Source organism: Arthrobacter sp. MPF02 (assembly GCF_046605375.1).
In the GTDB taxonomy this organism is placed as follows: Bacteria; Actinomycetota; Actinomycetes; order Actinomycetales; family Micrococcaceae; genus Arthrobacter.
In genome coordinates this window covers 587,830-609,481 of record NZ_CP176772.1, presented here as the reverse complement: position 1 = coordinate 609,481, position 21,652 = coordinate 587,830, and the positions used below count along the sequence as shown (strand labels likewise).

Sequence of the window (21,652 nt, the reverse complement as noted above, 5' to 3'; positions counted from 1 at the left end):
GGACTTCCATCGTGGCCCACAGGGATACTGCGGCAAAATTCCCCGTTTATGACCGGCCGCCATTTGGGCAGGCGCGGTATCGGCTGTTTGAATCATTCCCGTATGGGGTAGGGAACATCAGTTATCTGACATCTTTCCCGCCAGCGGGTAGACTGGTTCGGCCCATTGGCATGAAACACAGAAAGTTCAGCACATGACTACAGCCACTCTGGAACGCTTCGCAGCGCCAGCGGAGTTCCCGGAAGAACCGGTAATCCGGTCCATCGACCTGGAATTCACCAGCGGCAGCGACGTCAACGCCGGGCTGGAAGAGGCGGTTGCCGAGCTGATCGAGGTCGCCAGCAAAGAAGCATCCTGCGGCATCCTGGTGACCCGGCTCAAGCCGGGACGCTACACCGTGGCCCTGGATGAATCAGTTCCGTTCGGCGAAACCTACGAGGCCTTTGCCGCCTGATCCGCCGCCGGCGTCCGGCAGGCTAGACCACGAATCCCCGCCCTGCCTCTCGGCAGGACGGGGATTCGGCGCTTAAGTCGGGGGGGGGTGCTAGCCGCGCCGTACCTGCACGCCGTCAGACTTCAGGAAGAGCTGCTTCTCTGCCGGACCGGCCGGAACAAGCCAAAGAACGTTGCCGCTCTGGGAAACTTCTTCCACCTCCCCGGCGGCTACAACATGCGCATGCTTGATGATTTCGACATGGTCGCCGACCTGGAGGGTCTTCCAGTCGGACACCGTGGCTGAATGGGCATTGCGCCTCGACAGGACTGCCCCACGTGCTTTCATGTGAACTTCTACCCCTTATACGTTCTGCGCCACAGCCTCTTTGATGTGACTTTCACTACAACTTCAGTTCTACTACACTCTCCGGCCCCGGGCGGGCGATGCCGCCGGAAATTCCATTCCTCGGACACAGCCCGCCCGTACACCGAATATTTTTCGGAATCAGGCGAGGGTTCCTACGGCAGATTCCGTTGCCCGGAGCACCTCACCTGACGCAACCAGCCGGTCGGCCGCTTCGAGTTCCGGCGAAAGGAAGCGGTCCGCACCCGGCCCGCCGACGATGTCCCGGAGGGCAGCCACGACGGCGGCGCCCGCCGGCCCGGGCGTCAGGACGCCGCCCGAGAGCTGGGTCCTGATGTCCAGCGCCCGTGCGGCTGTCACCAGTTCAATGGCCAGGACGCGGCGGAGGTTGTCAACAGCCTTCCGAAGTTTCCGGGCCGCATGCCAGCCCATGGACACGTGGTCCTCCTGCATGGCTGAGCTGGGGATGGAATCCACGGAAGCCGGCACGGCCAGCCGCTTGTTCTCCGACACCAGCCCGGCCTGTGTGTACTGGGCGATCATGAGCCCGGAATCCACGCCGGGGTCGGCTGCCAGGAAAGCGGGCAGGCCATGGGACCGGGCCGGATCCAGCATCCGGTCGGTCCGCCGTTCGGCAATGGAGGACAGGTCCGCGACGGCAATGGCCAGGAAATCCAGGACGTACGCCACCGGGGCGCCGTGAAAGTTTCCGTTGGAGCTGACGCGGCCGTCCGGCAGGACTACGGGATTGTCGATGGCGGCCGCCAGCTCGCGGGTGGCCACCATCCCGGCGTGGTCCAGGGTGTCGCGGGCGGCACCGGCCACCTGTGGGGCGCAGCGCAGCGAGTAGGCGTCCTGCACCCGGTTGTCCCCCACTTTGTGGGACGCCACGATCGGCGAACCAGACAGTACGCGCAGCATGTTCTCCGCACTGGCTGCCTGTCCGGGGTGGGGACGGAGCGCTGCATGGAGTTCGGGCAGGAAAACCTGGTCAGTACCCAGCAGGGCCTCGACGCTGAGCGCGGCGGTGATGTCCGCCGTCGTCAACAGCTTGCGGAGGTCCGCGATGGCCATCAGGAGCATGCCCAGCATGCCCTCGGTGCCGTTGACCAGCGCAAGCCCTTCTTTTTCGGCGAGGACAACGGGCGCGATGCCGTGTTCGGCAAGCAGCTCGGCAACAGGCGGTTCTCCGCTCCCGCCGTAACGGACGCCGTCGGGCCCTTCCGCTTCGCCTTCGCCCATCAGGACCAGGGCGCAGTGCGAGAGCGGGGCGAGGTCGCCGGAGCAGCCCAGCGATCCGAATTCACGCACCACGGGGGTGATGCCGGCGTTGAGGACGTCGACTATGGTCTGCAGGACCACGGGCCGGACACCGGTGCGGCCCGTGGCGAGGGTCTTGGCCCGCAGGAACATGATGCCGCGCACCACTTCCCGCTCCACGGCGGGACCCATGCCTGCGGCGTGGCTGCGGATCAGCGACTTTTGCAGCTGCGTGCGAAGGTCGTTGGGTATGTGCCGGTTTGCCAGCGCCCCGAAGCCGGTGGAGATGCCGTAGGCGGGGGTGTCGCTGGAGGCGAGGCTGTCGATGTGCGCGCGGACTTTGGCAACGGTTTCGAGCGCTTCCGGAGCGATGGCCACCTTGACGTTGTGGCGCGCGACCGCGAGCACATCCTCCGGCGTGACGCCGCAGGTCCCGAGGGTGACGGTCAGTGGTTCATGGGTGATCGTGGTCATTGTCTACTTGCTCTCGTTCATCGGGATGCGGACGCCGCGTTCCTTCGCGACGTCGAGGGCACGGTCGTAGCCGGCGTCGGCGTGGCGGATGACGCCCATGCCGGGGTCGTTGGTGAGGAGGCGCTCGAGCTTCTGCGCGGCGAGGTCGGTGCCGTCGGCGACGGAGACCTGGCCGGCGTGGATGGAGCGGCCGATGCCGACGCCGCCGCCGTGGTGCAGCGAGACCCAGGTGGCGCCGGAGGCGGTGTTGAGCAGGGCGTTCAGCAGCGGCCAGTCGGCGATCGCGTCGGAGCCGTCAGCCATGGCTTCGGTTTCACGGTAGGGCGAGGCGACCGAGCCGGAGTCGAGGTGGTCGCGGCCGATCACGATGGGCGCCTTGACCTTTCCTTCCTTGACGAGCTGGTTGAACAGCAGGCCGGCCTTGTGGCGTTCGCCGTAACCCAGCCAGCAGATGCGTGCGGGCAGGCCCTCGAATTCGACCCGTTCTCCGGCGGCGTCGATCCAGCGGTGCAGGTGCTGGTTGTCCGGGAAGAGTTCCTTGATGGCTTCGTCGGTGACACGGATGTCTTCGGGATCGCCGGAGAGGGCCACCCAGCGGAACGGGCCGAGGCCCTCGCAGAAGAGGGGCCGGATGTAGGCGGGGACGAAGCCGGGGAATTCGAAGGCGCGTTCGTAGCCGCCCTTGCGGGCCTCGTCGCGGATGGAGTTGCCGTAGTCAAACACCTCGGCGCCGACGTCCTGGAATTCCACCATGGCCTGCACGTGCCGTGCCATCGAGGCCTGGGCCTTCTTGGTGAAGCCTTCCGGGTCGGCCTCGGCTTCCCGGTGCCATTCGTCCACGGAGATGCCCTCGGGGAGGTAGGAGAGGGGGTCGTGGGCGGAAGTCTGGTCCGTGACGATGTCCACGGTGAGTTCGCCTGCCTTGTGGCGGCGCAGGATTTCCGGGAAGACCTCGGCGGCGTTGCCCACGTAGCCCACGGACCAGCCGCGGCGCTCCTCCTTGGCCTTGAGCACCTTGGCGATCGCGGCGTCGAGGTCGGTTTCCACTTCGTCCAGGTAGCGCTTGCCGGCACGGCGGCGCAGGCGGGTCTCGTCGACGTCGACAATCAGGCAGGCGCCTTCGTTCAGGGTGACGGCGAGCGGCTGCGCGCCGCCCATGCCGCCGCAGCCGCCGGTGAGGGTCAGGGTGCCGGCGAGGGTGCCGTTCCCGTCACCGGTGAGCTTGCGGGCGATGGCTGCGAAGGTTTCGAAGGTGCCCTGCAGGATGCCCTGGGTGCCAATGTAGATCCAGGAGCCGGCCGTCATCTGGCCGTACATCATCAGGCCTTCGGCCTCGAGCCGGCGGAACTCGGGCCACGTTGCCCAGTCGCCCACCAGGTTGGAATTGGCCAGCAGCACGCGCGGTGCCCATTCGTTGGTGCGGAAGACGCCCACGGGCTTGCCGGACTGGACCAGGAGGGTTTCGTCCTTTTCCATGGTTTCCAGGGTGCGGGTGATGGCGTCGAACGCGGCCCAGGAGCGGACGGCGCGGCCGGTGCCGCCGTAGACCACAAGATCGTCCGGGCGTTCGGCAACCTCAGGGTCCAGGTTGTTCATCAGCATGCGCAGCGGGGCTTCGGTTTGCCAGGACCTGGCGGTGAGCTTCGTGCCGCGGGCTGCTTTGACCGGGCGGGCACCGGTGGTGAAATCGGCGGGTGCCATGGTGGCTCCTTTTCATCGTGTGTCTGTGCTGGCGAATAACGTCTGTATCAACTAAAGCCCCTTGCCGGAGGGCCAAACAGGGGTTTGGAAGGGGCGCTGTCCGGTATCCCAGACGTGGTAGCCCTTTTGTTGCGCTATCACTTTTGGTCCCTAAAAGGGGTTTTTAGGGACCAAAAGTGATAGCGCAAGTGGAAGCTATTTTGCGGGGCGCCCGTGAAGCCGGACAGATAACTCGTCGGCGACTTTCTGGACCCGGGCGGCGAGCACCGGCCATTCCGCAGGCTGCAGTTTGTCTTCCAGGAAGGTGACGGCGACGGCGGCCGTCGGCCACCCTACATGGTCCGTCACGGCGGCTGCGATGGAACCGAAGCCCGGGGTCACCTCGCCATGCTCGGTGGCGTAACCGCGCTGCCGCACTTGGTCCAGGTGCGAGGACAGCGCCGAGTACCTCATGATGGCGCCCTCCACCTCGTGCCGCGCCGTGAAGGCGGCAGCGTTGGGGTACAGAGCGCGGACCTGGGATTTGGGAAGTGCGGCAAGGATGGCCCGCCCGCTCGCCGTGAGGTGGCTGGGAAGACGAACGCCGACATCGGTCACCAGGGACGGACGGTTCTTGGCCCGCTCCTCCACGATGTACAGCACGTCCCGGCCGTGCAGGACGGCGAGGTGGGCGCTCTCCCCAAGGGCGTCCACAAGCGAGGCGAGCAGCGGCCTGCCCAGGCGCGAGAGCGGCTCCTGCCGGGAGTAGGCCGAACTGAGCTCAAAGGCGCTGATGCCCAGCCCGTAGCGTTGTTCCTCGTGCAGGTGCAGGACGAATCCGTTGGCCTCCATGACGCCTAGGAGATGGTAGACACTGGACCTCGGCAAGCCCAGCGTTGAGGCGATCTGCGAGGCAGCCATCGGACCCCGCCGCGAGGCCAGCAGCTTGAGGATCCGCAGCGTGTTCTCCGCGGCAGGCACTTTGGAGCCCGCCCGGCCCCCGCGCGCGGCCTCGGGCTGCGCTTCCGCCACCACCATGTCAGCTCCTTCCATCCTCAACCGGCCCTGTCCGGTATCCCGTACTCAAGATTGCCCCGGTCGAGGCGCATCCAGGTTCCGCATCTAAGACGCAATGTCCGGGATATCAGACATTAGCGGAAGTTTGATGTGCCGGGGGTGCGCCGTCGTCATGCCGGCCCACCAAGGGTCGGGACACCGAAATCCCGCGACGTGCCGGTTCCGGCTTGCCGGAGTTAACATCAGACATGGTGCCGCTCTCCAACGTTGTGGCGCCGCTCGCCTCCGTGGTGCTCATCGCCGTTCCCGGGCCCAGCGTGCTGTTCGTGATCGGCAGGTCGCTCGCCTTCGGCTGGAATAGCAGCAGGTGCCCGGCCCTCCAACCCGGGGCCGGGCACTGCCGTCGCCGGGCGTGACTATGCCGAAGCGGCGGCGGACCGGACCACCTCGGCGAGGGACGTCGTCGTACGCCCAATCAGCCGCTGGAGGTCGGCCGTACTGACAAGGAGGTCTCCGCGGGCGATGCCGCAATCGGAGTCCGCCAGGATCCCGGCGAAGGCTTCCGGAACGCCTACCGCCGTGAGCAGGCCCGCATAATCCGCCGCGGGCAGGTTGTTGTAGGCGATGTCCTTGCCGGTGGCGGCGCTGATCTCGGCAGCGAGCTCCGCCATGGTGAATGCTTCGTCGCCGCCCAGCTCGTAGACCTTGCCCGCCTGCCCGTCGGCCACGAGCACGGCCGCGGCCGCGTGTGCGTAGTCCACCCGGGCGGCGCCGCTGACCTTGCCGTCACCCGCGCTGCCGGCAATGGCGCCCTGCGCCAGCGTGCCCGGAAGCTGCTCGGTGTAATTCTCCAGGTACCAGCCGTTGCGGAGCAGGACGAACGGGACGCCCGATCCGCGCAGGATGGCTTCGGTGGCCTTGTGTTCGGCCGCCAGCTTCATGCCCGTGGTGTCCGCGTTGGCGATGCTGGTGTAGGCCAGCAGCTCCACGCCCTCGGCTTTCGCTGCTTCAATGACGGTGCGGTGCTGCTCCACCCGCTGCCCCATCTCGCTGCCTGAGATGAGCAGCACCCGGCGGGCGCCGCGCAGGGCTGCTGCGACGGAGGCTGCATCTGAGTAGTCGATAGCGCGGACGGTCACGCCCTGTTCGGCGAAGTCGGCCAGTTTGTCGATGGACCGTCCGGCGGCCACGACCCCGGCGGCAGGCACGCCGCGCTCCAGCAGCGCCTCGACGACGTGGCGACCCAGCTGTCCGGTGGCTCCTGTTACAACGATGCTCACGATTGTTCCTTTCGGTAGGGGGAAGGCTTCCGAAGGGCATAACTGCCCTCCTTCCCCAATACTTCCCAAGGGAGAGTACGCACTTTCAAGTAAGGTACTACCCTCGCGGTAAGCTGGATGGCATGGAAGCAGTAACGCATCCGTCTCCGCTGCCCGGAAGCTTTGCCGACGGCGTGTTCCCGGCCGGCTGCCCCAGCCGGACGCTGCTGGACCACATCACCAGCAAATGGGGTGTGCTGATCCTTGTCGCACTGTCCGAGGGCGAACAGCGCTGGAGTGAATTACGCCGGCGGGCGGACGGCATCAGCGAAAAAATGCTGGCCCAAACATTGAAGACGCTCGAACGTGACGGCCTGGTGAGCAGGCGCGCGCAGCCGGTCATTCCGCCGCGGGTGGACTACAGCCTCACGGAGAAGGGCTATGAGCTGGCTGAACTCCTGGTCCCGCTGGTTGGGTGGGCATTCGATAATGCCGAGGAAATCATCAACGGCAAACCGTGACACGGTAACGCGCGTACGCAGCGTGTTGAGCGCCCCAAGTACTGCCTGCCCAAAACATGAGTATCTGTTACTGGTGTGACTGATGTGAATAGCGCATAGCTTGGGCGTAAGGTGCCGGCCGGAATAGGAGGACCATCCTCTGCTGGGAGCGTTCAGGCCATCAGCACCGCTAGCGGCGGCCGCCGCCCAAGGAGTTGGTACGTATGGTGAGGAACGAGCTGGAGGACTTATCCACCCTGGGACGCCCCATCAGCCTTGGCGCTGCCGTGGCCAGGACATGGGGCAAGGTGAAGAACGGTTTGCGTCCGCGCTCCCCTTACCGTGCCGGGGAGGCAGTGGTGGGCGACGACCCCTTCAACGGCAGGCGTGAGGGCATCGTCGTCTCGCACCGGGGAACGTCCGTGGGCATCCACACCGCCCACGGCGTTTTCTTCTACGACCACCGGATGGTTAAGCCCCACGATTAGGGGACGGCGGGTTACCTTGCCGACCACCCGCCGTCCATCGTGTAGCTGGCGCCGGTCACCATGCCCGCCCGATCTGACGCCTGGCCGGCGAGCTGCTTTTCCACCAGCGGGATGTACGCCTCCCGTGCCTACCTTGCCGAGCACGGGGGCGCCAGCCACCGTGGAAGAACTCAATGAGCACCCGCTGGTGTACTTCGTGGACTCGATGCTGCAGGTGGTGACCTGGACGCGCCGCGCCGGCTGGTTCCGGCCATGCGGGACGGGCTGACATCCACCAACGTCTTTGTCCATGTGGAGGCCGCGCAAGCGGGTGCCGAAATCGGGTTCCTGCCCTGCTTCAGGGGTGACCTGCACGATGACCTGGTCCGGCTGCTGCCCGGCCGGATCGCGGAGCTGCTCCCCTACTGGATGGTCCTCCGGATGGTCGAGCACCGGGACGCCCTGCCGGGGCGCTGAAAACGGTAACTATGTGGGACCACGCCCGCCGGGTTCCCTGGCCGTGGAGCCGTCCCGGCGAGGGCCCCGGCCCGAGCTTGCGAGGGCAGGGAGCCGGGGTGGACTTGCGAGGTTAGGGTGCGGGCGGGGAGGGTCGTGGCGCACGGGTGATCCTTTGGCGAAGGCGCGGACCTGGGCGTCGTTCCAGATATGGGCCGGCACCGCTCCGCCGAGGAGCCGCCGGGCCAGTTGCGGGTCATCCCCGAACGGCACGTCGCTGCCGGCCATCACCATGTTGCCGTAGCGCCGGCCTTTCAGCATGGCGGGGTCGGCGATGATGACGGTGTGTTCGAAGGATGCCGCGATGGTGGCGGCGTCCTCCCGGGCGCTCTTCAGGTCCGGGGAATCCCCGGAGTTCACCACATACAAGCCGCCCGGGGCAAGGACCCGCCGGACGTGCCGGTTGAACTCCGCGGTGGTCAGGGCGTGCGGGGTCAGGGCGCCGGCAAAGACGTCCCGGATGATGAAGTTTCGGGTGTCCGGGGTGAGGGTCTCGGTGACCGCGCGCGCTTCACCTACGCGGATGCGCAGCAACGGGGCCTTGGGAAGGTCGAACCAGCCGCGGACGTACTCCGCCAGCTTCCCGTCGAGCTCCACCACAACCTGCCGGGCATCCGGGTATACGGCGGCGAAGTAGCGCGCCATGGAGCAGGCGCCCCCGCCCAGGTGCAGGCCCCGCAGCCTGTGCGGGCCGCTCCCCGGAGCGGACGACGGCGGCCAGCGCGACTCGATCAGCGCCGCCATCCACCGCATGTACTCGAAGTCGAGGAACAGCGGATCGGCGAGGTCGATGTGCGAGCTCATTACGCCGTTGATCTTCAGGAGCCAGCCGGTGGAGTTGTCCTGGTCCGCGATCAGTTCGCAGTCACCGGTATCGATGTAGTAGACGCCCTCCACCGGCCCGTTGGCTTTGGTCCCCTTCGGCACTTCCGCAGCGTCCGCCGTCGGACGGGCACCCCGGCCCCCTGACCTTCCGCGTTTCGCCATTACCCGTGCCGCGCCTCAGTCATGGTTCAACCCTAGACGACCGGCAAGGCCACCCGCGGCAAAGGCCTTAGCTGGCCGTCGCTGCCCCCTCACCTTCCCTGATCCGCTTGACGACGGCCGTGGTGGAGCGTTCGGCCACATAATCCAGGATGGCCACCCGTCCGCCGTACTCCTCCACCGCGGGCGTCTCGGCCAGCATCTCGGGCGTGTAGTCCCCGCCCTTGGCGTAGACCTCCGGGCGGAGCTGCCGGATGATCGGTTCGGCGGTGGGGGTATCGAAGACCGTCACGTAGTCGACGCAGCTGAGCGCGGCCACGACCGCAGCGCGGTCGCCCACGGCGTTGATCGGCCGGCCCGCACCCTTAAGCCGGCGGACGGACGCATCGCTGTTGAGCGCCACCACCAGGATGTCGCCGAGCTGCTTTGCCTGGTTCAGGTAGCGGGTGTGGCCGCTGTGCAGCACGTCGAAACAGCCGTTGGTCAGCACGATGCGCTGGCCCTGGGCACGGTGAACCTCGATCTGGCGCTGCAGTTCGTCCGCGTCCAGTGCCGTGTCCGCGAAGGCCTTCAGGTAGCGGCTGAGCTGTTCTGTGCTGCAGACCGACGTGCCCGGCTGGTGCACCACCACGTCCGCGGCCGACTGCGCCAGGTCCAGGCTTGCGGTGAGCGGCAGGCCTGCCGAGCGGGCCAGCGTGAGGGCAGCAACGAACGTGTCGCCCGCGCCGGATGCCTGCTTTTCCGCTGCCGGCCGTGCCCATGTCCGGTGCCGGACGCCGTCGGGAGTCAGCAGTACTGTACCGTCCCGGTCCAGCGTGACCACCACGGCCCGGGCACCGGTGGCCTCGAGCAGCGCGTCGGCGTGCCCGCCCACGGCGTCCACCCGGTCCTGGCCGTCGGGCAGCCGCCGGTCCAGCAGCCGCGCCGTTTCCTGCGCATTGGGGGTCACCAGGTCCGGCTGGAGCTGGGCCCAGGGGCGGGGATCGTGGGAATCGACCACCACCAGCGGCCGCCGCGCTGCAGGATCCTTGGCGCCCAGGGCCTCCGCCAGCCCGTCGTGCACGGGGCCGGCAAGGACACCGTTGCCGTAGTCGCACACCAGCACGGCGTCCTGGCGTTCGACGGCGGTGCGCACCGAGGCGGCCAGCGCGGCCAGGGCGTCGGCCGGCACCGTCCTGGCCGAGTCGTCGAGGCGCAGCATCACCTGGCCGCCGCTGCTGATCCTGATCTTGGTGGTGGTCACCATGTCCGGGTGCAGGTGCAGGTGCCGGACGTCGATGCCTGCCGCCACGAGCTGGTTTCGCAGGTCCACGCCGGCGTCGTCGGTCCCGATGATGCCGGCCACGGCGACCCTGGCGCCCAGGGCGGCCAGGTTCATGGCGGTGTTGGCCGCCCCGCCGGGGGCGGACTCGCGCTCCTGCAGGTCGACCACCGGCGCCGGCGCCTCCCGGCACAGCCGCTCGATGCTGCCGCTCCACCAGCCGTCCAGCATTACGTCGCCGATGACGAGGATCCGCGGTTCCTCGGCTGCGAGGCGCCCGGGCAGCCACTCTGCCAGCGCCCGCTGGGTGGAGAGGTCCACGGCTGACGGTCCGGCGCCCTCCAGGTTGGCAGGCAGGGATTCCGGGGCCGGGGTCATGGCCGGTCCTCGTCCTGCTTGCCGTTAAAAGCGGGTGGCGCAGCGATGTGGACCACCTTCACCTGGGTGAATTCGTCCAGCAGCTCCGGGCCGTAGCCAAACCCGTGCCCGCTCTCGCCGCGTGGCTGGGCCGCGCCGCCCGGGGCGCCGCCAAACACTTCATTGACCTTGACCGTTCCTACCGGGAGGGATGACACTGCCTGCTGGATGTGCGCGATATTGCCGCTCAGGACTGTGGCGGCGAGGCCGTACTTGCCGCTGCATGCAAGGAGCAGGCCGTCGTCGAACGTCTTGACCACCTGCACCGGGGCCACCGGGCCGAAGGTTTCCTCCGTCATGACCTGCATGTCGTCGGTACAGCCGAGCAGCACCGTGGCGGGGTAGAACGAGCCGGGTCCGTCCGGCAGGGCGCCGCCTTCCACCGCCCGCGCGCCCTGCTCCAGGGCCGCTGCAACCTGGGCATGCACCTCGTCCCGCATGCGCAGGTCCACCAGCGGCGCCACCGTGCCGTTGCTGTTCCGCAGCGCTGCTTCGGCTTCCAGGGCCGAGCAGAACTCCGCGGCGATGGCCTCGTGGACGTAGATCCGTTCCACGGCCGTGCAGATCTGGCCGCTGTTGCTGAACGCGCCGATGGCGGCCTGCCCGGCAGCCCAGACCGGGTCCACATCGCTGTCCACCAGCAGGGGGTCGTTGCCGCCGTTCTCCCGGAGCACGTGCGCTCCGGTCAGCGCTCCCGCCTGCGCGATGCGGGCACCGGACGCGCTGGAGCCAACGTGGGCCAGCACGTTCACCTTTGCCTGCGTGAGGAGCTCCCCTACCTTCGCTCCGCCGGACACCGTAAGGAAAACGCCGGGCGGGAAGGCCGGAGCCAGGACCTCGCCAAGCGCCTCGCCCAGCCGCGGGCAGCGCTCGCTGGGCTTGTGGATGACGGCGTTGCCGGTGACCAGTGCTGCGCCGATCAAGCCGCAGGCCACGGCAACGGGATCATTCCAGGGGGTCAGGAGGACGGCCACGCCGCGCGGTTCAGCAACGGTGTAGTCCGAGGCGAGCCGGTTGCCGCGGAGGCTGTGGCCGCGGTGCACCGGGCCCAGTTCGGCGTACTGTTCCAGCGTGGACACGCCCGCCGCGATGCCGGCCAGGGCTTCCTCCACCGGGCGGCCGGTTTCACTGGCATTGAGTCCGGCCAGCTCCCGGGCCGCAGCGTCCAGTGCCTTGGCGGCGGCACGGAGCGCGGCGCCCCGATCCGCAGGAGCGGTGGCTGCCCATTCGCCTGCGGCGCTTCGGGCCACTTCCACGGCTTGGTTTACGGCGCCGGGACCGGCTTCAGGCACGGTCCACAGGACCTCCCCCGTGCGCGGGTCCCGGATGGTAATACCGGAACTGTTGGCGGTTTCCCGGCCGGTAGTGGTTTCGGTGGCTGTTGTGGGCATGATTGTCCTCCCGTCGGTTTGTGCTGGGCCGTTTGCGGGTTTAGGGCCAGGATCCTTCTTCCTCGTGGCAAATCAGCATTTCGCGGACTTCACAGCCCTTGGGCTGGGACAAGGCGAACAGGATGGCCTGGGCCACGTTTTCGGGATCGTTGAGGCGCGAATCGTCCTGCGGCTTGTACTGCTCGGTGCGGTCGTCGAAGAAGTGGGTCTTCATGCCGCCCGGGATCATGGTGGTGACGCCGATTTCCCCGCCGGTCTCCGCGGCGAGCGCATGGCTGAAGCCAACCACCCCAAACTTGGAGGCGCAGTAGGCGGTGGCATCGGAGACGGCACGCTTGCCGAGGGTGGATGCAACCGTGATCACGCGGCCGTGGGTGGACTTGAGGTAAGGCAGTGCGGCGCGGACCACCGAGACCGTGCCCATCAGGTTCACGCCGATGACCTTCTCCCATTCGGTGGCTTCGACGTCGGCCAGCTTGCCGCAGCGGTCAATGCCGGCGGCGGTAACCACGGCGTCAAGGCCGCCCACGGTTTCCGCGGCTTCGCGGACCGCTGCCTCCACGGCAGGCCGGTCCGCGACATCCACTTCAAAGGCCTTCACGCCGGAGACGTTGCTGATATCGCGGTCCAGCACCACCGGGGTGCCGCCGGCCTTGAGCACGGCGTCGACGACGGCGGCGCCCAGTCCGGAGGCACCTCCGGTGATCAGGACGCGGCCGGGGAAAGTGGACTCTGCAGTCATGGTGTTCCTTTCAGAGGGGAAATACAACGTGTGAAGCTCAAGTGCGCCGGTCAGCTCACTTTGGCGAGCGCATCCGCCAGTCCGGTGGTGGAGCGTGCCGGGTGGTAGGGGACGGTGAGGCAGCGGCCGCCCCAGCTTTCCACCAGGTCTGCCTCTGGAAGCCGGGCGCCCTTGTAGTCGCCGCCCTTGACCCAGATGTCCGGGCGCAGGCGTTCGAGGGCGGCTTCGGGGGTGTCTTCGTCGAAGACCAGCACCGCGTCCACGCATTCCATCGCGAGCAGCAGTTCGGCCCTGTCGTGCTGGCCGATAATGGGGCGCTCCGGTCCCTTGAGCCGCCGGACGGAGTCGTCGGAGTTCAGGCAGACGATCAGGCAGTCACCCAGTTCCCGTGCAGCGGAGAGGGACCGGACGTGCCCGGCGTGCAGCAGGTCGAAGCAGCCGCCGGTGGCCACCACCGTGCCGCCGCTCTTCCGGACCGTCCGGGCCAGCAACAGCGGCTCTGTGGAACGACGCCCGGCGGAAGGGCGTTCCGCTGCCAGGCGCAGCCTGGATTCGTTCAGGGAGGTGGTGGAGGATTCCTGGTCCGCAGTCCCTGTCGCCCGGTCAGGCAGTGCGGACACACCGCCTGCGGCGAGGAAGTCGGCTGCGTCGTGGACCGCCAGCGCAGCAGCTTCCTCGAGGTGCCTGCCGGCCAAAAGGTGTACTGCCAGTCCGGCTGCCAGCCGGTCGCCGGCTCCACAGGGATCGCCCGCTTCCACACGGGGCGCGGGGACCGGGTGCGGGACCGGGTTGCCGTTCCTCAGCAGGACAGCGCCCTGTTCGCCCTTGGTGACCAGCACGGACTGGCTTCCCCAGTGCTCCAGCAGGATCCGGCCAGCCTCCGCGGCCTGGTCCTGGTCCCCGCTGCCGCCCTGCGGCGCCTCGTGAGCCAGGGCCTGGGCGGCCTTGACGGCTTCGGACAGATTGGGGGTGACGACGGCGACGCCCGGCACCGGCTCCGGGCCGGCGGGGTGGGGGTCCCAGATGATGGGCACCTGGCCCGCCAGCCGGGACAGGAGTTCCCGGAGCGGGGGGTTGGCCGCCACTCCCCTGCCGTAGTCGGCCACGATGATGACGCCCGCCTCTTCCACCGCCTGGAGCATGGCGGGACTGACCTCGGGAACGGGTGTCTTTTCGCAGCCCTGGTCGAAGCGGACCACTGCGTGCGATCCCGCCCGGACCCGTGTCTTCACCGGCGAGGGGTAGCCGCTGGGCCCTGCCACCAGGCGCACCCCGGCGAGGTGGTCCTGGAGCTGCCGCCCGGCGTCGTCGTCGCCCAGAACTGTCACCAGGGTGACGGGCCAGCCTTCCTCGGCCAGCATCCTGGCCACGAGGCCGGCACCCCCGGCCCGGCGGCGGACGCCCGAGACGTCCACCACCGGCACCGGGGCGTCGGGGCTAAGGCGGGTGGCCTCGCCCGAGAGGTCAACGTCCAGCATGACATCACCAACCACGACAATCCTCATGCCCGGCCACCTCCGTTTAGCAGACCGGCCTGGGGCAGGCCTGCTTTCGGCTGCCCGGCAGCCGCCACGGGCGCAGGGCTGCGGCGGGCGACTTCCAGGTCGAACGCCCGGCACACGGCATGCAGGGCGATCAGGTGGCCTTCCTGGGCGTTGGCGTTGAGCGCGTCGATCATCACTGCCTCGTCGCACGCCTCGGACAGCGGGTTGGGCCCCGCGCCGGTCAGCGCCCACGTTGTGACATTGAGCCGGGACGCCGCCTCAGCGGCGCGCAGCAGGTTGGGGCTCTTGCCGCTGGTCGACAGCAGCATCAGCACGTCGCCCGAGCGGCCGTGCGCCCGCACCTGTCGGGCAAAGACGTCGTCGAAGCCGTAATCGTTGGCGATGGCGGTCACGGCCGAGGACTCGGCGTGCAGGGAAATCGCGGAGAACGGGACCCGCTCGCCGTCGAACCTTCCCACCAGCTCCGCGGTGAGGTGCTGCGCCTCGGCAGCCGAACCGCCGTTGCCGGCAGCGAGGAGCCGCTGGCCCCGCAGCAGCCGCTGGGCCAGCTCAACACCCCAGGCCGCAAGCCGGCCGGACTGGCTGCGCAACGAATCAAGCGCCGGCACCACGTTGTCCAGGTGCGTCCGGACTGCTTCGGCACTGTCCGGGTCCACGAACGCAGCTCCTGGCAGCACGGCGGGCAGTGCAGGGGCGGTGGCGAGCACCCGCAGGTCGGATTCCCTCAGGGACCATTCAGCAGTCACAGCGCTGCTCCTTCCATTGGGACGATGCCGGCGGGGGTTTCCGCCATTGCGGCCTGGTAGGCCTTCTCGGTTTCGGCAGCCACCCGGTCCCAGGAGTACCTGGTCCGCGCGCGGCGCTGGCCTGCTTTCCCCAGCTCGGCCCGCAGGACCGGATTTTCGAGCAGCAGGGCGAGTGCCGACGCGATGGCTTCGGGATCGCGCGGCGGGACGTGGAGGCCGGTGGCGTGGTCCACTACCGTGTCCCGCAAGCCGCCAACGGCTGCCGCCACGACGGGAACACCGCAGGCCATGGCTTCCAGCGGGACGATGCCGAACGGTTCGTACCACGGTGCGCACACCACGGCGTCGGCGCTGCGGAAGATTCCCGGCATTTCCGCACGGGACACCTGGCCCTGCAGCGACACCTGCTCCGCCACGCCGAGTTCACCGGCGAGGTCCAGCAGGCGCCGCACCTCGGGGTCGGCGTGCAGGACACCCGAGTCCCCGCCGCCGCCCACGATCAGGAGCTCGACGTCGTCGAAACCCGCCTCGCGCAGGTAGGGCAGGGCCCGGATCACCAGGTCCACGCCCTTGCGCGGCACCAGCCGGCCAACGGACAGGATCCGGTAGCGGCGCTTGCGGGCCGGGGCGGGTCCGTCGGCGGAGAAGAAGCCCAGGTCCACGCCGCAGGGAGCGATGGAGATCTTGCCCGTGGCGATGCCCATGGCCTTCAGCTCGAAGACCTCGTCGGAACAGGTGGCGATGATGCGGTCCGCTGAGCGGCCCACGCCCGGTTCAAGCCAGCGTCGTTCGGCGGGGCTCGTGTCCTCCGCCCCCTGGTGCCGCCGTTTCACCGTGCCCAGTGCGTGGAAGGTCTGGATGACCGGGACGCGGTACCCGGAGTCGGGGCGCCTGGCGGCATCCAGCGCGGCGAGCCCGGACATCCAGAAGTGCCCGTGCACCACGTCCGGCGGCCGCTGGCCCCAGTCCCTGGCCACGCCGTCGGCCAGCTCGCCCATGTAGGGCAGCAGCTCATCTTTGGGAACGTGCCGGGCAGGGCCGGCGTCGACGTTGACCACCTCGAGCCTGCGTCCCACCCGGACCCGCTCGGGAAGCTCCATTGCATCCCTGCGGGTATAGACGGTGACGTGGTGGCCGCGCTTGGCGAGCGCTTCGGAGAGCGCGGCGACGTGGACATTCTGTCCGCCCGCGTCCACTCCGCCCAGTGCTGCCAGGGGGCTGGCGTGCTCGGAAATCATGGCGATTTTCATGACAACTTCCTTTCTCGGGCGGGGACGAGGATCCGCTCGTCCTGGTGCCCGTTGACGGAGTGCTCCGTGCCGGGGTGCCCGTTGGCGGAGTGCTCCTGGATAAATCGCCCGGCCAGTCCGGGCAGGTCCGCCAGCAGCTCGTCCCAACGGTTTTGGAACGTGGCCAGGCTGTAGCGCTCCAGCGCGGCCTCGCGGGCGGCGAGGCCCCGCCGTCGGGCCTCTTCCGGGTTGGCGACAAGCCGCTGCGCGCAGCGGACAAGCTCGTCCATATCGGCAGAAACGGCACCGGCTTCCGGCGGCACCGCCCGCGGCGCTTCGGTGCTGGCCAGGGCCACCACCGGCATCCCCAGGTGCATGGCTTCGAGCAGGGACAGGCCCAGGGAGGTCCAGCGCATGGGGTGCACATAGACGCGGCAGCGGGCCAGTTCCCGGTGCAGTTCCAGGGTTTTCAGGTCCCCGCGCGCAGTCAGCCGGGCCGGGTCGATACCGGTTGCGGCAGCAAGTCCGTCCGTCTTCATCCCGAAGACCTGCAGCGGTGCCACGGCGGCGAATTCGGCCAGCAGGTCGGTCCCGGTCACGCGTCCGCGGCGCACCGGTTCGTTAATGACCACGCCCAGCTCGGCCAGCTCGCCCGTATACAGCTGCCCGGGGTCCGGAATGCCGTGTTCAATGACCTTGGTGGGGGCGGAACCGTTGTCCCAGGCAAGCCTGTTGAAGTGCGTGACATGGACCAGCGGGATCTTCCGCTGGTCCGCCAGCGGGTGGCTGGTGAAGGGGAAGTTCCCCTTGGGGGTGTTGTGTTCCACGTAGACCGCCGGCAGGTCGACGCCCGGGGTCCGGCCAAGCAGCCGGGCCACCTCCGCGAGCTCCTCGGGGCGCTGGAGGACGACGGCGTCAACGTCGTCAGCGTCCAGGGCCGCCACATCAACCTCCCGCACGGACGCCGGCCAGTCCCTGCCGGCACGGCCCAGTCCCCAGGCACCACCTCCCGGCAGGACAGGAAGCAGGTACTCATGACGGCCGCGGACAAACGCGTCCGTCCAGGAACCGTGAACATGCCAGAGCAGGATTTTCATCTGTTGCGGGCCTTTCTACGGGTGCTGACATGGGTGCTGAGGGAGCTCACTCCGCCGATCAGGCGTTCCACCGCTGCCACCACGTCCTCGGGTGACACGGAGGCCAGGCAGGGATGGCCCGGGACCGGGCAGACGCGGGCGCGGGTCATCCGGCAGGGTGCGTTCTGGTCGCCGAGCAACTCCAGCGGCACGCCATAAGGTGCCCAACGGATGGCCGGCACCACGGGGGAAAAGAGGCAGGCGACGGGCGTGCCGACGGCGGCGGCGAGGTGGGCGGGGCCGGTATTGCCGGAGACCACCGCCTGGGCTCCCGCCATAACGCCGGCCATCGCATGCAGGTCTGTGCGCCCGCCAAGGTCCAGTGCGGACGGACCGGCAACCGTGGCGGTCAGGGAGGTTTCATTCGGGCCTCCCGTTACCACCACCCGGTGCCCGGCACCCTGCAGGAGTTCGACGGCGGCGGCGTGGTGCAGCGGCGGCCAGGCCCTGGCGGGGACGGCAGCACCCGGATGGACCACTATGTAAGGCCCGGTTCCGACGAGGTCCTGCACGTCCGGCACGGAGGCCACGCGGAGCTTGCCGTCATCGCCTGCCGGCAGCCGGAAGCCGGCTGCCTCGGCAATGCCCAGCGCCCGTTCCGCTTCGGGCTGGTCCTCCGGAAAATCCTCGCCCGGTTTCAACCGGACGTCCAGGAGGGAACCGGCGTAGTCGGTGGACGCCCCGGCGATCCGCTCCACCCCGGCCAGCCGGAGCAGCAGCGCCAGCGGCAGCGGTGACTGGTGGAAGGACGTCAGGATGACAGCTTCGGTGATCCTGGAGTTGCGGACGTAATCGATCAGCCGGTCGGCATGCGGGCCGGTCATCTTCGGCGCGGGGTTCATGATCCAGGGGCTGTCCCAGCTGTACACCTCCCCGACGCCGGGCAGCAGCCCGGCTGCAGCCTCCCCCTGCCGGCCGCACAGCATCACCACATGGTTGGCGCCGCTGCCGTCAGGGTTCCTGCCGTGGGCCACTGCACGGACAGCCGGCCCGGCCAGGAGGACGTCACCCATGCTGTCCAGCCGTGCCACCAGGACCCGGCCCATCAGGGCATCCCCTGCAGCAGTCCGACGGCGGATGCCAGGTCCCGGGCCACCAGCCGCGCCGCTGCAACCTCCTCGGTCCGCGTCACCGGGGTGGGAACCAGCACGCCTGTTGCCCCCGCAGCTTCCGCGGCCCGGACATCGGCCCCGATATCACCAATCAGCGCGGCCTCGGATTCGGGGATCCCCAGTTTGCGGCAGGCGCTGTGCACCATGCCTGGCGCAGGCTTGCGGCAGGCGCAGCCGTCCTGCTCTGCGTGCGGGCAGACCTCCCACACATCAAACGGTCCCAGGAGTTCTTCCACCCTGGCGTTCACTTCCGCCACCTGCGCTTCGGTGATGAGGCCGCGGGCGATGCCTGACTGGTTACTGACCACGCCGGTGGCGATGCCTTCGGCCCGGAGGCTGTCCAGCACATCCTTCGCACCTGGCATCGGCGTGACCAGCGCGGGATCACCGTTGTACGGCACATCGACCACCAGGGTCCCGTCCCGGTCGAACAGGACAGCGCGCAACGTGGAGGTTTCGGAGCTTCCCATATCCACCCTGTTCCCTCCTCCTGCTTCTCCTAAACAGGGCCGCAGGCTTTTCTCGGCTTTCGGACCGGGAAGATCCAAGCCGCTGAACAGGCAAGATAGGAAGTTACACGATGCTGCTGCCGCTTTCCGGAGGCCGGAAGCTGCCCTCCTCAGGCTTGATGCGGGTAGGTGGGGTGCGCGCTTTCCAGCGGGTCAGGCGGGGTTTACGGCGCTGCGGGTGGAGCGCAATGCGGCAGTGCCGGAGGTACGGCCCGTCCTGGTTGCGCGCCGGGGCCCGGCGCTGGCGGCATCGGCGCCGCCCAGGCGGGAGCTGTTCTCCAGCCGGCGCTGGAGCTCCACCAGGACCCGGGCCAGCCGCCGTGAAACCTGCATCTGCGACATGCCCAGCCGCTGCCCCAACTGCACCTGCGTCTCCTCGCAGAAATAGCGGCGGTACAGCAGTTCGCGGTCTGCTTCGTCCAGGTCCTGCATCGCCTCACGCAGGCAGGCCAAGTCTTCCAGTCGCTCCAGCGGCGTTTCCGGGCAGGCCAGCACTTCCCCGATGGACGGCGCATCCGAATGCGGGTTCACGGCGTCAAGGGAGTCCGGATGCATGCTGCTCGAGGCCGAAATGGCTTCCTGGACTTCCGCGGGGTCCGTCCCAAGCTCGCCGGCCAGTTCCTCGACGCTGGGGTTCCGGCCCAGCGTCTGCGTCAGTTCCGGCTCGGCCCGGAAGATCCGGGTCCTGAGGTCCTGGATGTGCCGCGGCGGGCGGACCACCCAGGTCCGGTCGCGGAGGTACCGCTTCAACTCACCGGTAATGGTGGGGGCGGCATAGGCGGGAAAACTTTCGCCCTTGTTTTGGTCAAACCCCCGGGCCGCCTTGACCAGGCCCAGGTAGGCCACCTGGTTGAGGTCGGCGCGTTCGCGTCCCCGGGCCTCGAAGCGGCCTGCGAGGGCTTCGGCCAGGTCCAAGTAGCTCAGGACCAGGTCGTTTTCGAAGGTCTCCCGCAACCGTCCTGAGGTGGCGGCCGACGGGTTCCGGTGCGGGAGTTCTGGCTGTTGCCTGTGGTCTGGAGTAGCATCCACGGCAAGCGCGGCGAAGTATTCGGGCATTATCGATGGTTTCCCTCGGTCTGGTTCCGAAAGCCTGCGGCAAGACTTAGAAGTAGGAAATCATAAGGTTGCTTATAAAACAATCCTCGCCGCTATAGGCTCGGGAAGTCAGCAGCACCGCCCGCCACACCCGAGGAGGCCACTTACATGCGCATCGCCATCACCGGAGCCAGCGGAAATGCAGGGACAGCGTTGCTGCGGAACCTTCAGGGCCAGCTGTCCCGGAAACCCGGCAGCCTGCAGGTAAAAGGCATTAGCCGCCGGCTGCCGGACCTGTCCCGCGAGCCCTATGCGGGAGTTGAGTGGCACACCCTGGACGTGGGCCTCGACCGTGACAAGCCGTTATTGGAGGCGGCCCTGCAGGGCGTGGATTCGGTGGTGCACCTGGCGTGGCAGATCCAGCCCAACAGGGACCTGGAGCAGCTGTACCGGACCAACGTCGAGGGCACCCGGAACGTACTGGAAGCAGCCAGGCGGGCAGGCGTCAAGCAGGTTGTTTGCGCCTCTTCCGTGGGGGCGTACAGCAAGGCCCCTAAAGACCGGCGGACGGACGAGTCATGGCCCGCAGAGGGCATGCCCGGCTCGCATTACAGCCGCCATAAGGCAGAGCAGGAGCAACTCCTGGACCGGTTCTCGGAAGCCGAGCCGGGCATTGCCGTGGCCCGGCTGCGCCCGGGGCTCATCTTCCAGGGTGACGCGGGCAGTGAGATCGGCAGGTACTTCCTTGGGCCGGTATACCCGCGGGTCCTGCCGGCCAGGCCACGGGTTCCGCTGCTGCCCGCGCCGGACAACCTCATCTTCCAGGCTGTTCACGCTGATGACGTGGCGGATGCATACTGGCGCGTCATCGACCAGCGGGCCACCGGGGCCTTCAATATCGCCGCCGAACCGGTTCTCACGCCCAGCGAGCTCGCCCGGGTTGTCGGCGCCCGCAGGATCCTGCCGGTTCCCATGGGGCTGCTTCACAAGCTTGTGGGCCTGGCCTGGACACTGCGGCTGGTGCCCACCGATTCGGGGTGGGTGGATATGGCTGCCGGGGCGCCCGTCATGGATACCGGCCGCGCACGCCGGATCCTCGGATGGGAAGCCCGCACGTCATCCGTTGACGCCGTCAAGGAAGTTCTGGAGGGCATGGGAAAGGGGAAGGGCCTGGGCCCCTCCCCCGTCCTCAAACCGCGATGACCAGGTACTAAATTCCGGAGCGCGGGTTGTCCCGGTCGCGGCCGGCATCGGGGTCCACCTCGTCCGCCTTGCGGGTGCGGCTGTCGATATCGGACCGGAGCGACTGGGCCTCCCGGGATGTCTGATCCGCTTCCTGCTTAAGCCGGGCAGCATTCACCTGGGCCTGCTCCGCGTCCGCACGTGCACGTGCTGCTTTCGCCTCGCGCTCCCGCGCGTCGAGTTCCATGTTTTCTGCCTCACGGCGGATTTCCGCCGCTTTTTCCCGGTGCGCTTCTTCCCGTTTTTGCTGCATGGCTTTCCGGCGCCGTCCGGTTGCAAGCAACAGCACAATCAGCACCAGCACAACAATGGCGACCACAACCCAAACCCATGGAGCTGTTTCCATAATTCCCACCACTTTCCACTTCGAC

At 68.2% G+C, this 21,652-nt stretch carries 22 protein-coding genes and 1 pseudogene; 6 read left to right on the top strand and 17 right to left on the bottom strand.

Annotated elements, in window-relative coordinates:
• The first annotated feature begins 193 nt into the window (after positions 1-193).
• The gene (locus ACLH0K_RS02895) at positions 194-454 is read left to right on the top strand and encodes a hypothetical protein (RefSeq protein ID WP_411375374.1); all 261 of its coding nucleotides are present in this window, start codon (positions 194-196) and stop codon (positions 452-454) included.
• Between the two features lie 90 nt (positions 455-544).
• Here the strand turns inward: ACLH0K_RS02895 and ACLH0K_RS02890 are convergent, their stop codons facing one another.
• From ACLH0K_RS02890 to ACLH0K_RS02875, 4 genes are all read right to left on the bottom strand, one after another.
• Positions 545-781: a hypothetical protein gene (locus ACLH0K_RS02890; protein ID WP_411375373.1), complete on the bottom strand. Its 237-nt coding sequence runs from the start codon at positions 779-781 to the stop codon at positions 545-547.
• Between the two features lie 159 nt (positions 782-940).
• Positions 941-2,533, bottom strand: a complete 1,593-nt coding sequence (gene hutH, locus ACLH0K_RS02885) for a histidine ammonia-lyase (RefSeq protein ID WP_411375372.1) — start codon at positions 2,531-2,533, stop codon at positions 941-943.
• A 3-nt stretch (positions 2,534-2,536) separates the two neighbouring features.
• Positions 2,537-4,234, bottom strand: coding sequence for a urocanate hydratase (locus ACLH0K_RS02880; protein WP_411375371.1), 1,698 nt, complete (start codon positions 4,232-4,234; stop codon positions 2,537-2,539).
• A gap of 195 nt (positions 4,235-4,429) precedes the next feature.
• Positions 4,430-5,266, bottom strand: a complete 837-nt coding sequence (locus ACLH0K_RS02875) for an IclR family transcriptional regulator (RefSeq protein ID WP_411375370.1) — start codon at positions 5,264-5,266, stop codon at positions 4,430-4,432.
• Positions 5,267-5,478: 212 nt separating this feature from the next.
• Between ACLH0K_RS02875 and ACLH0K_RS02870 the strand changes: the two genes are divergently transcribed.
• Positions 5,479-5,646, top strand: a complete 168-nt coding sequence (locus ACLH0K_RS02870) for a hypothetical protein (protein ID WP_411375369.1) — start codon at positions 5,479-5,481, stop codon at positions 5,644-5,646.
• Here ACLH0K_RS02870 and ACLH0K_RS02865 read toward each other — a convergent pair whose 3' ends face one another.
• Positions 5,647-6,510 (bottom strand): SDR family oxidoreductase, encoded by an 864-nt coding sequence (locus tag ACLH0K_RS02865; protein WP_411375368.1) that lies wholly within the window; start codon positions 6,508-6,510, stop codon positions 5,647-5,649.
• A gap of 122 nt (positions 6,511-6,632) precedes the next feature.
• Here ACLH0K_RS02865 and ACLH0K_RS02860 point away from each other — a divergent pair, with 122 nt between their 5' ends.
• From ACLH0K_RS02860 to ACLH0K_RS02850, 3 genes and pseudogenes are all read left to right on the top strand, one after another.
• Positions 6,633-7,010, top strand: coding sequence for a winged helix-turn-helix transcriptional regulator (locus ACLH0K_RS02860; protein WP_411375367.1), 378 nt, complete (start codon positions 6,633-6,635; stop codon positions 7,008-7,010).
• A 203-nt stretch (positions 7,011-7,213) separates the two neighbouring features.
• Positions 7,214-7,477 (top strand): hypothetical protein, encoded by a 264-nt coding sequence (locus tag ACLH0K_RS02855; protein WP_411375366.1) that lies wholly within the window; start codon positions 7,214-7,216, stop codon positions 7,475-7,477.
• 108 nt (positions 7,478-7,585) lie between these two features.
• A pseudogene (locus ACLH0K_RS02850) lies at positions 7,586-7,933 on the top strand (LysR family transcriptional regulator); the annotation flags it as partial.
• Between the two features lie 9 nt (positions 7,934-7,942).
• Here ACLH0K_RS02850 and ACLH0K_RS02845 read toward each other — a convergent pair.
• From ACLH0K_RS02845 to ACLH0K_RS02795, 11 genes are all read right to left on the bottom strand, one after another.
• Positions 7,943-8,959, bottom strand: a complete 1,017-nt coding sequence (locus tag ACLH0K_RS02845; RefSeq protein WP_411375365.1) for a spermidine synthase — start codon at positions 8,957-8,959, stop codon at positions 7,943-7,945.
• A gap of 67 nt (positions 8,960-9,026) precedes the next feature.
• Positions 9,027-10,595 carry a D-glycero-beta-D-manno-heptose 1-phosphate adenylyltransferase gene (rfaE2, locus tag ACLH0K_RS02840; RefSeq protein ID WP_411375364.1) on the bottom strand — a complete coding sequence of 523 codons (1,569 nt, stop codon included), beginning with the start codon at positions 10,593-10,595 and terminating at the stop codon, positions 9,027-9,029.
• Positions 10,592-12,025, bottom strand: a complete 1,434-nt coding sequence (locus tag ACLH0K_RS02835; protein ID WP_411375363.1) for an aldehyde dehydrogenase family protein — start codon at positions 12,023-12,025, stop codon at positions 10,592-10,594. Before ACLH0K_RS02835 ends, rfaE2 begins: the two co-directional genes overlap by 4 nt.
• Before the next feature lie 40 nt (positions 12,026-12,065).
• The gene (locus tag ACLH0K_RS02830) at positions 12,066-12,767 is read right to left on the bottom strand and encodes an SDR family oxidoreductase (protein ID WP_411375362.1); all 702 of its coding nucleotides are present in this window, start codon (positions 12,765-12,767) and stop codon (positions 12,066-12,068) included.
• A 50-nt stretch (positions 12,768-12,817) separates the two neighbouring features.
• Positions 12,818-14,272 (bottom strand): PfkB family carbohydrate kinase, encoded by a 1,455-nt coding sequence (locus ACLH0K_RS02825; protein WP_411375361.1) that lies wholly within the window; start codon positions 14,270-14,272, stop codon positions 12,818-12,820.
• Positions 14,269-15,018: an SIS domain-containing protein gene (locus ACLH0K_RS02820; protein WP_411375360.1), complete on the bottom strand. Its 750-nt coding sequence runs from the start codon at positions 15,016-15,018 to the stop codon at positions 14,269-14,271. Before ACLH0K_RS02820 ends, ACLH0K_RS02825 begins: the two co-directional genes overlap by 4 nt.
• The gene (locus ACLH0K_RS02815; RefSeq protein ID WP_411375359.1) at positions 15,015-16,268 is read right to left on the bottom strand and encodes a glycosyltransferase; all 1,254 of its coding nucleotides are present in this window, start codon (positions 16,266-16,268) and stop codon (positions 15,015-15,017) included. The genes ACLH0K_RS02820 and ACLH0K_RS02815 overlap by 4 nt, the downstream gene beginning before the upstream one ends.
• Positions 16,265-17,344: a glycosyltransferase gene (locus ACLH0K_RS02810; protein WP_411375358.1), complete on the bottom strand. Its 1,080-nt coding sequence runs from the start codon at positions 17,342-17,344 to the stop codon at positions 16,265-16,267. The genes ACLH0K_RS02815 and ACLH0K_RS02810 overlap by 4 nt, the downstream gene beginning before the upstream one ends.
• Positions 17,341-18,429, bottom strand: a complete 1,089-nt coding sequence (locus ACLH0K_RS02805) for a glycosyltransferase family 9 protein (RefSeq protein WP_411375357.1) — start codon at positions 18,427-18,429, stop codon at positions 17,341-17,343. Before ACLH0K_RS02805 ends, ACLH0K_RS02810 begins: the two co-directional genes overlap by 4 nt.
• The gene (locus ACLH0K_RS02800; protein ID WP_411375356.1) at positions 18,429-18,965 is read right to left on the bottom strand and encodes a D-glycero-alpha-D-manno-heptose-1,7-bisphosphate 7-phosphatase; all 537 of its coding nucleotides are present in this window, start codon (positions 18,963-18,965) and stop codon (positions 18,429-18,431) included. The genes ACLH0K_RS02805 and ACLH0K_RS02800 overlap by 1 nt, the downstream gene beginning before the upstream one ends.
• 192 nt (positions 18,966-19,157) lie before the next feature.
• Positions 19,158-20,060: a sigma-70 family RNA polymerase sigma factor gene (locus tag ACLH0K_RS02795; RefSeq protein WP_411375355.1), complete on the bottom strand. Its 903-nt coding sequence runs from the start codon at positions 20,058-20,060 to the stop codon at positions 19,158-19,160.
• Positions 20,061-20,207: 147 nt separating this feature from the next.
• Here ACLH0K_RS02795 and ACLH0K_RS02790 point away from each other — a divergent pair, with 147 nt between their 5' ends.
• Positions 20,208-21,242, top strand: a complete 1,035-nt coding sequence (locus ACLH0K_RS02790) for an NAD-dependent epimerase/dehydratase family protein (protein ID WP_411375354.1) — start codon at positions 20,208-20,210, stop codon at positions 21,240-21,242.
• A gap of 7 nt (positions 21,243-21,249) precedes the next feature.
• On the opposite strand, the gene ACLH0K_RS02785 is transcribed toward ACLH0K_RS02790, so the two are convergent.
• The gene (locus ACLH0K_RS02785) at positions 21,250-21,627 is read right to left on the bottom strand and encodes a hypothetical protein (RefSeq protein WP_411375353.1); all 378 of its coding nucleotides are present in this window, start codon (positions 21,625-21,627) and stop codon (positions 21,250-21,252) included.
• Positions 21,628-21,652: the final 25 nt, after the last annotated feature.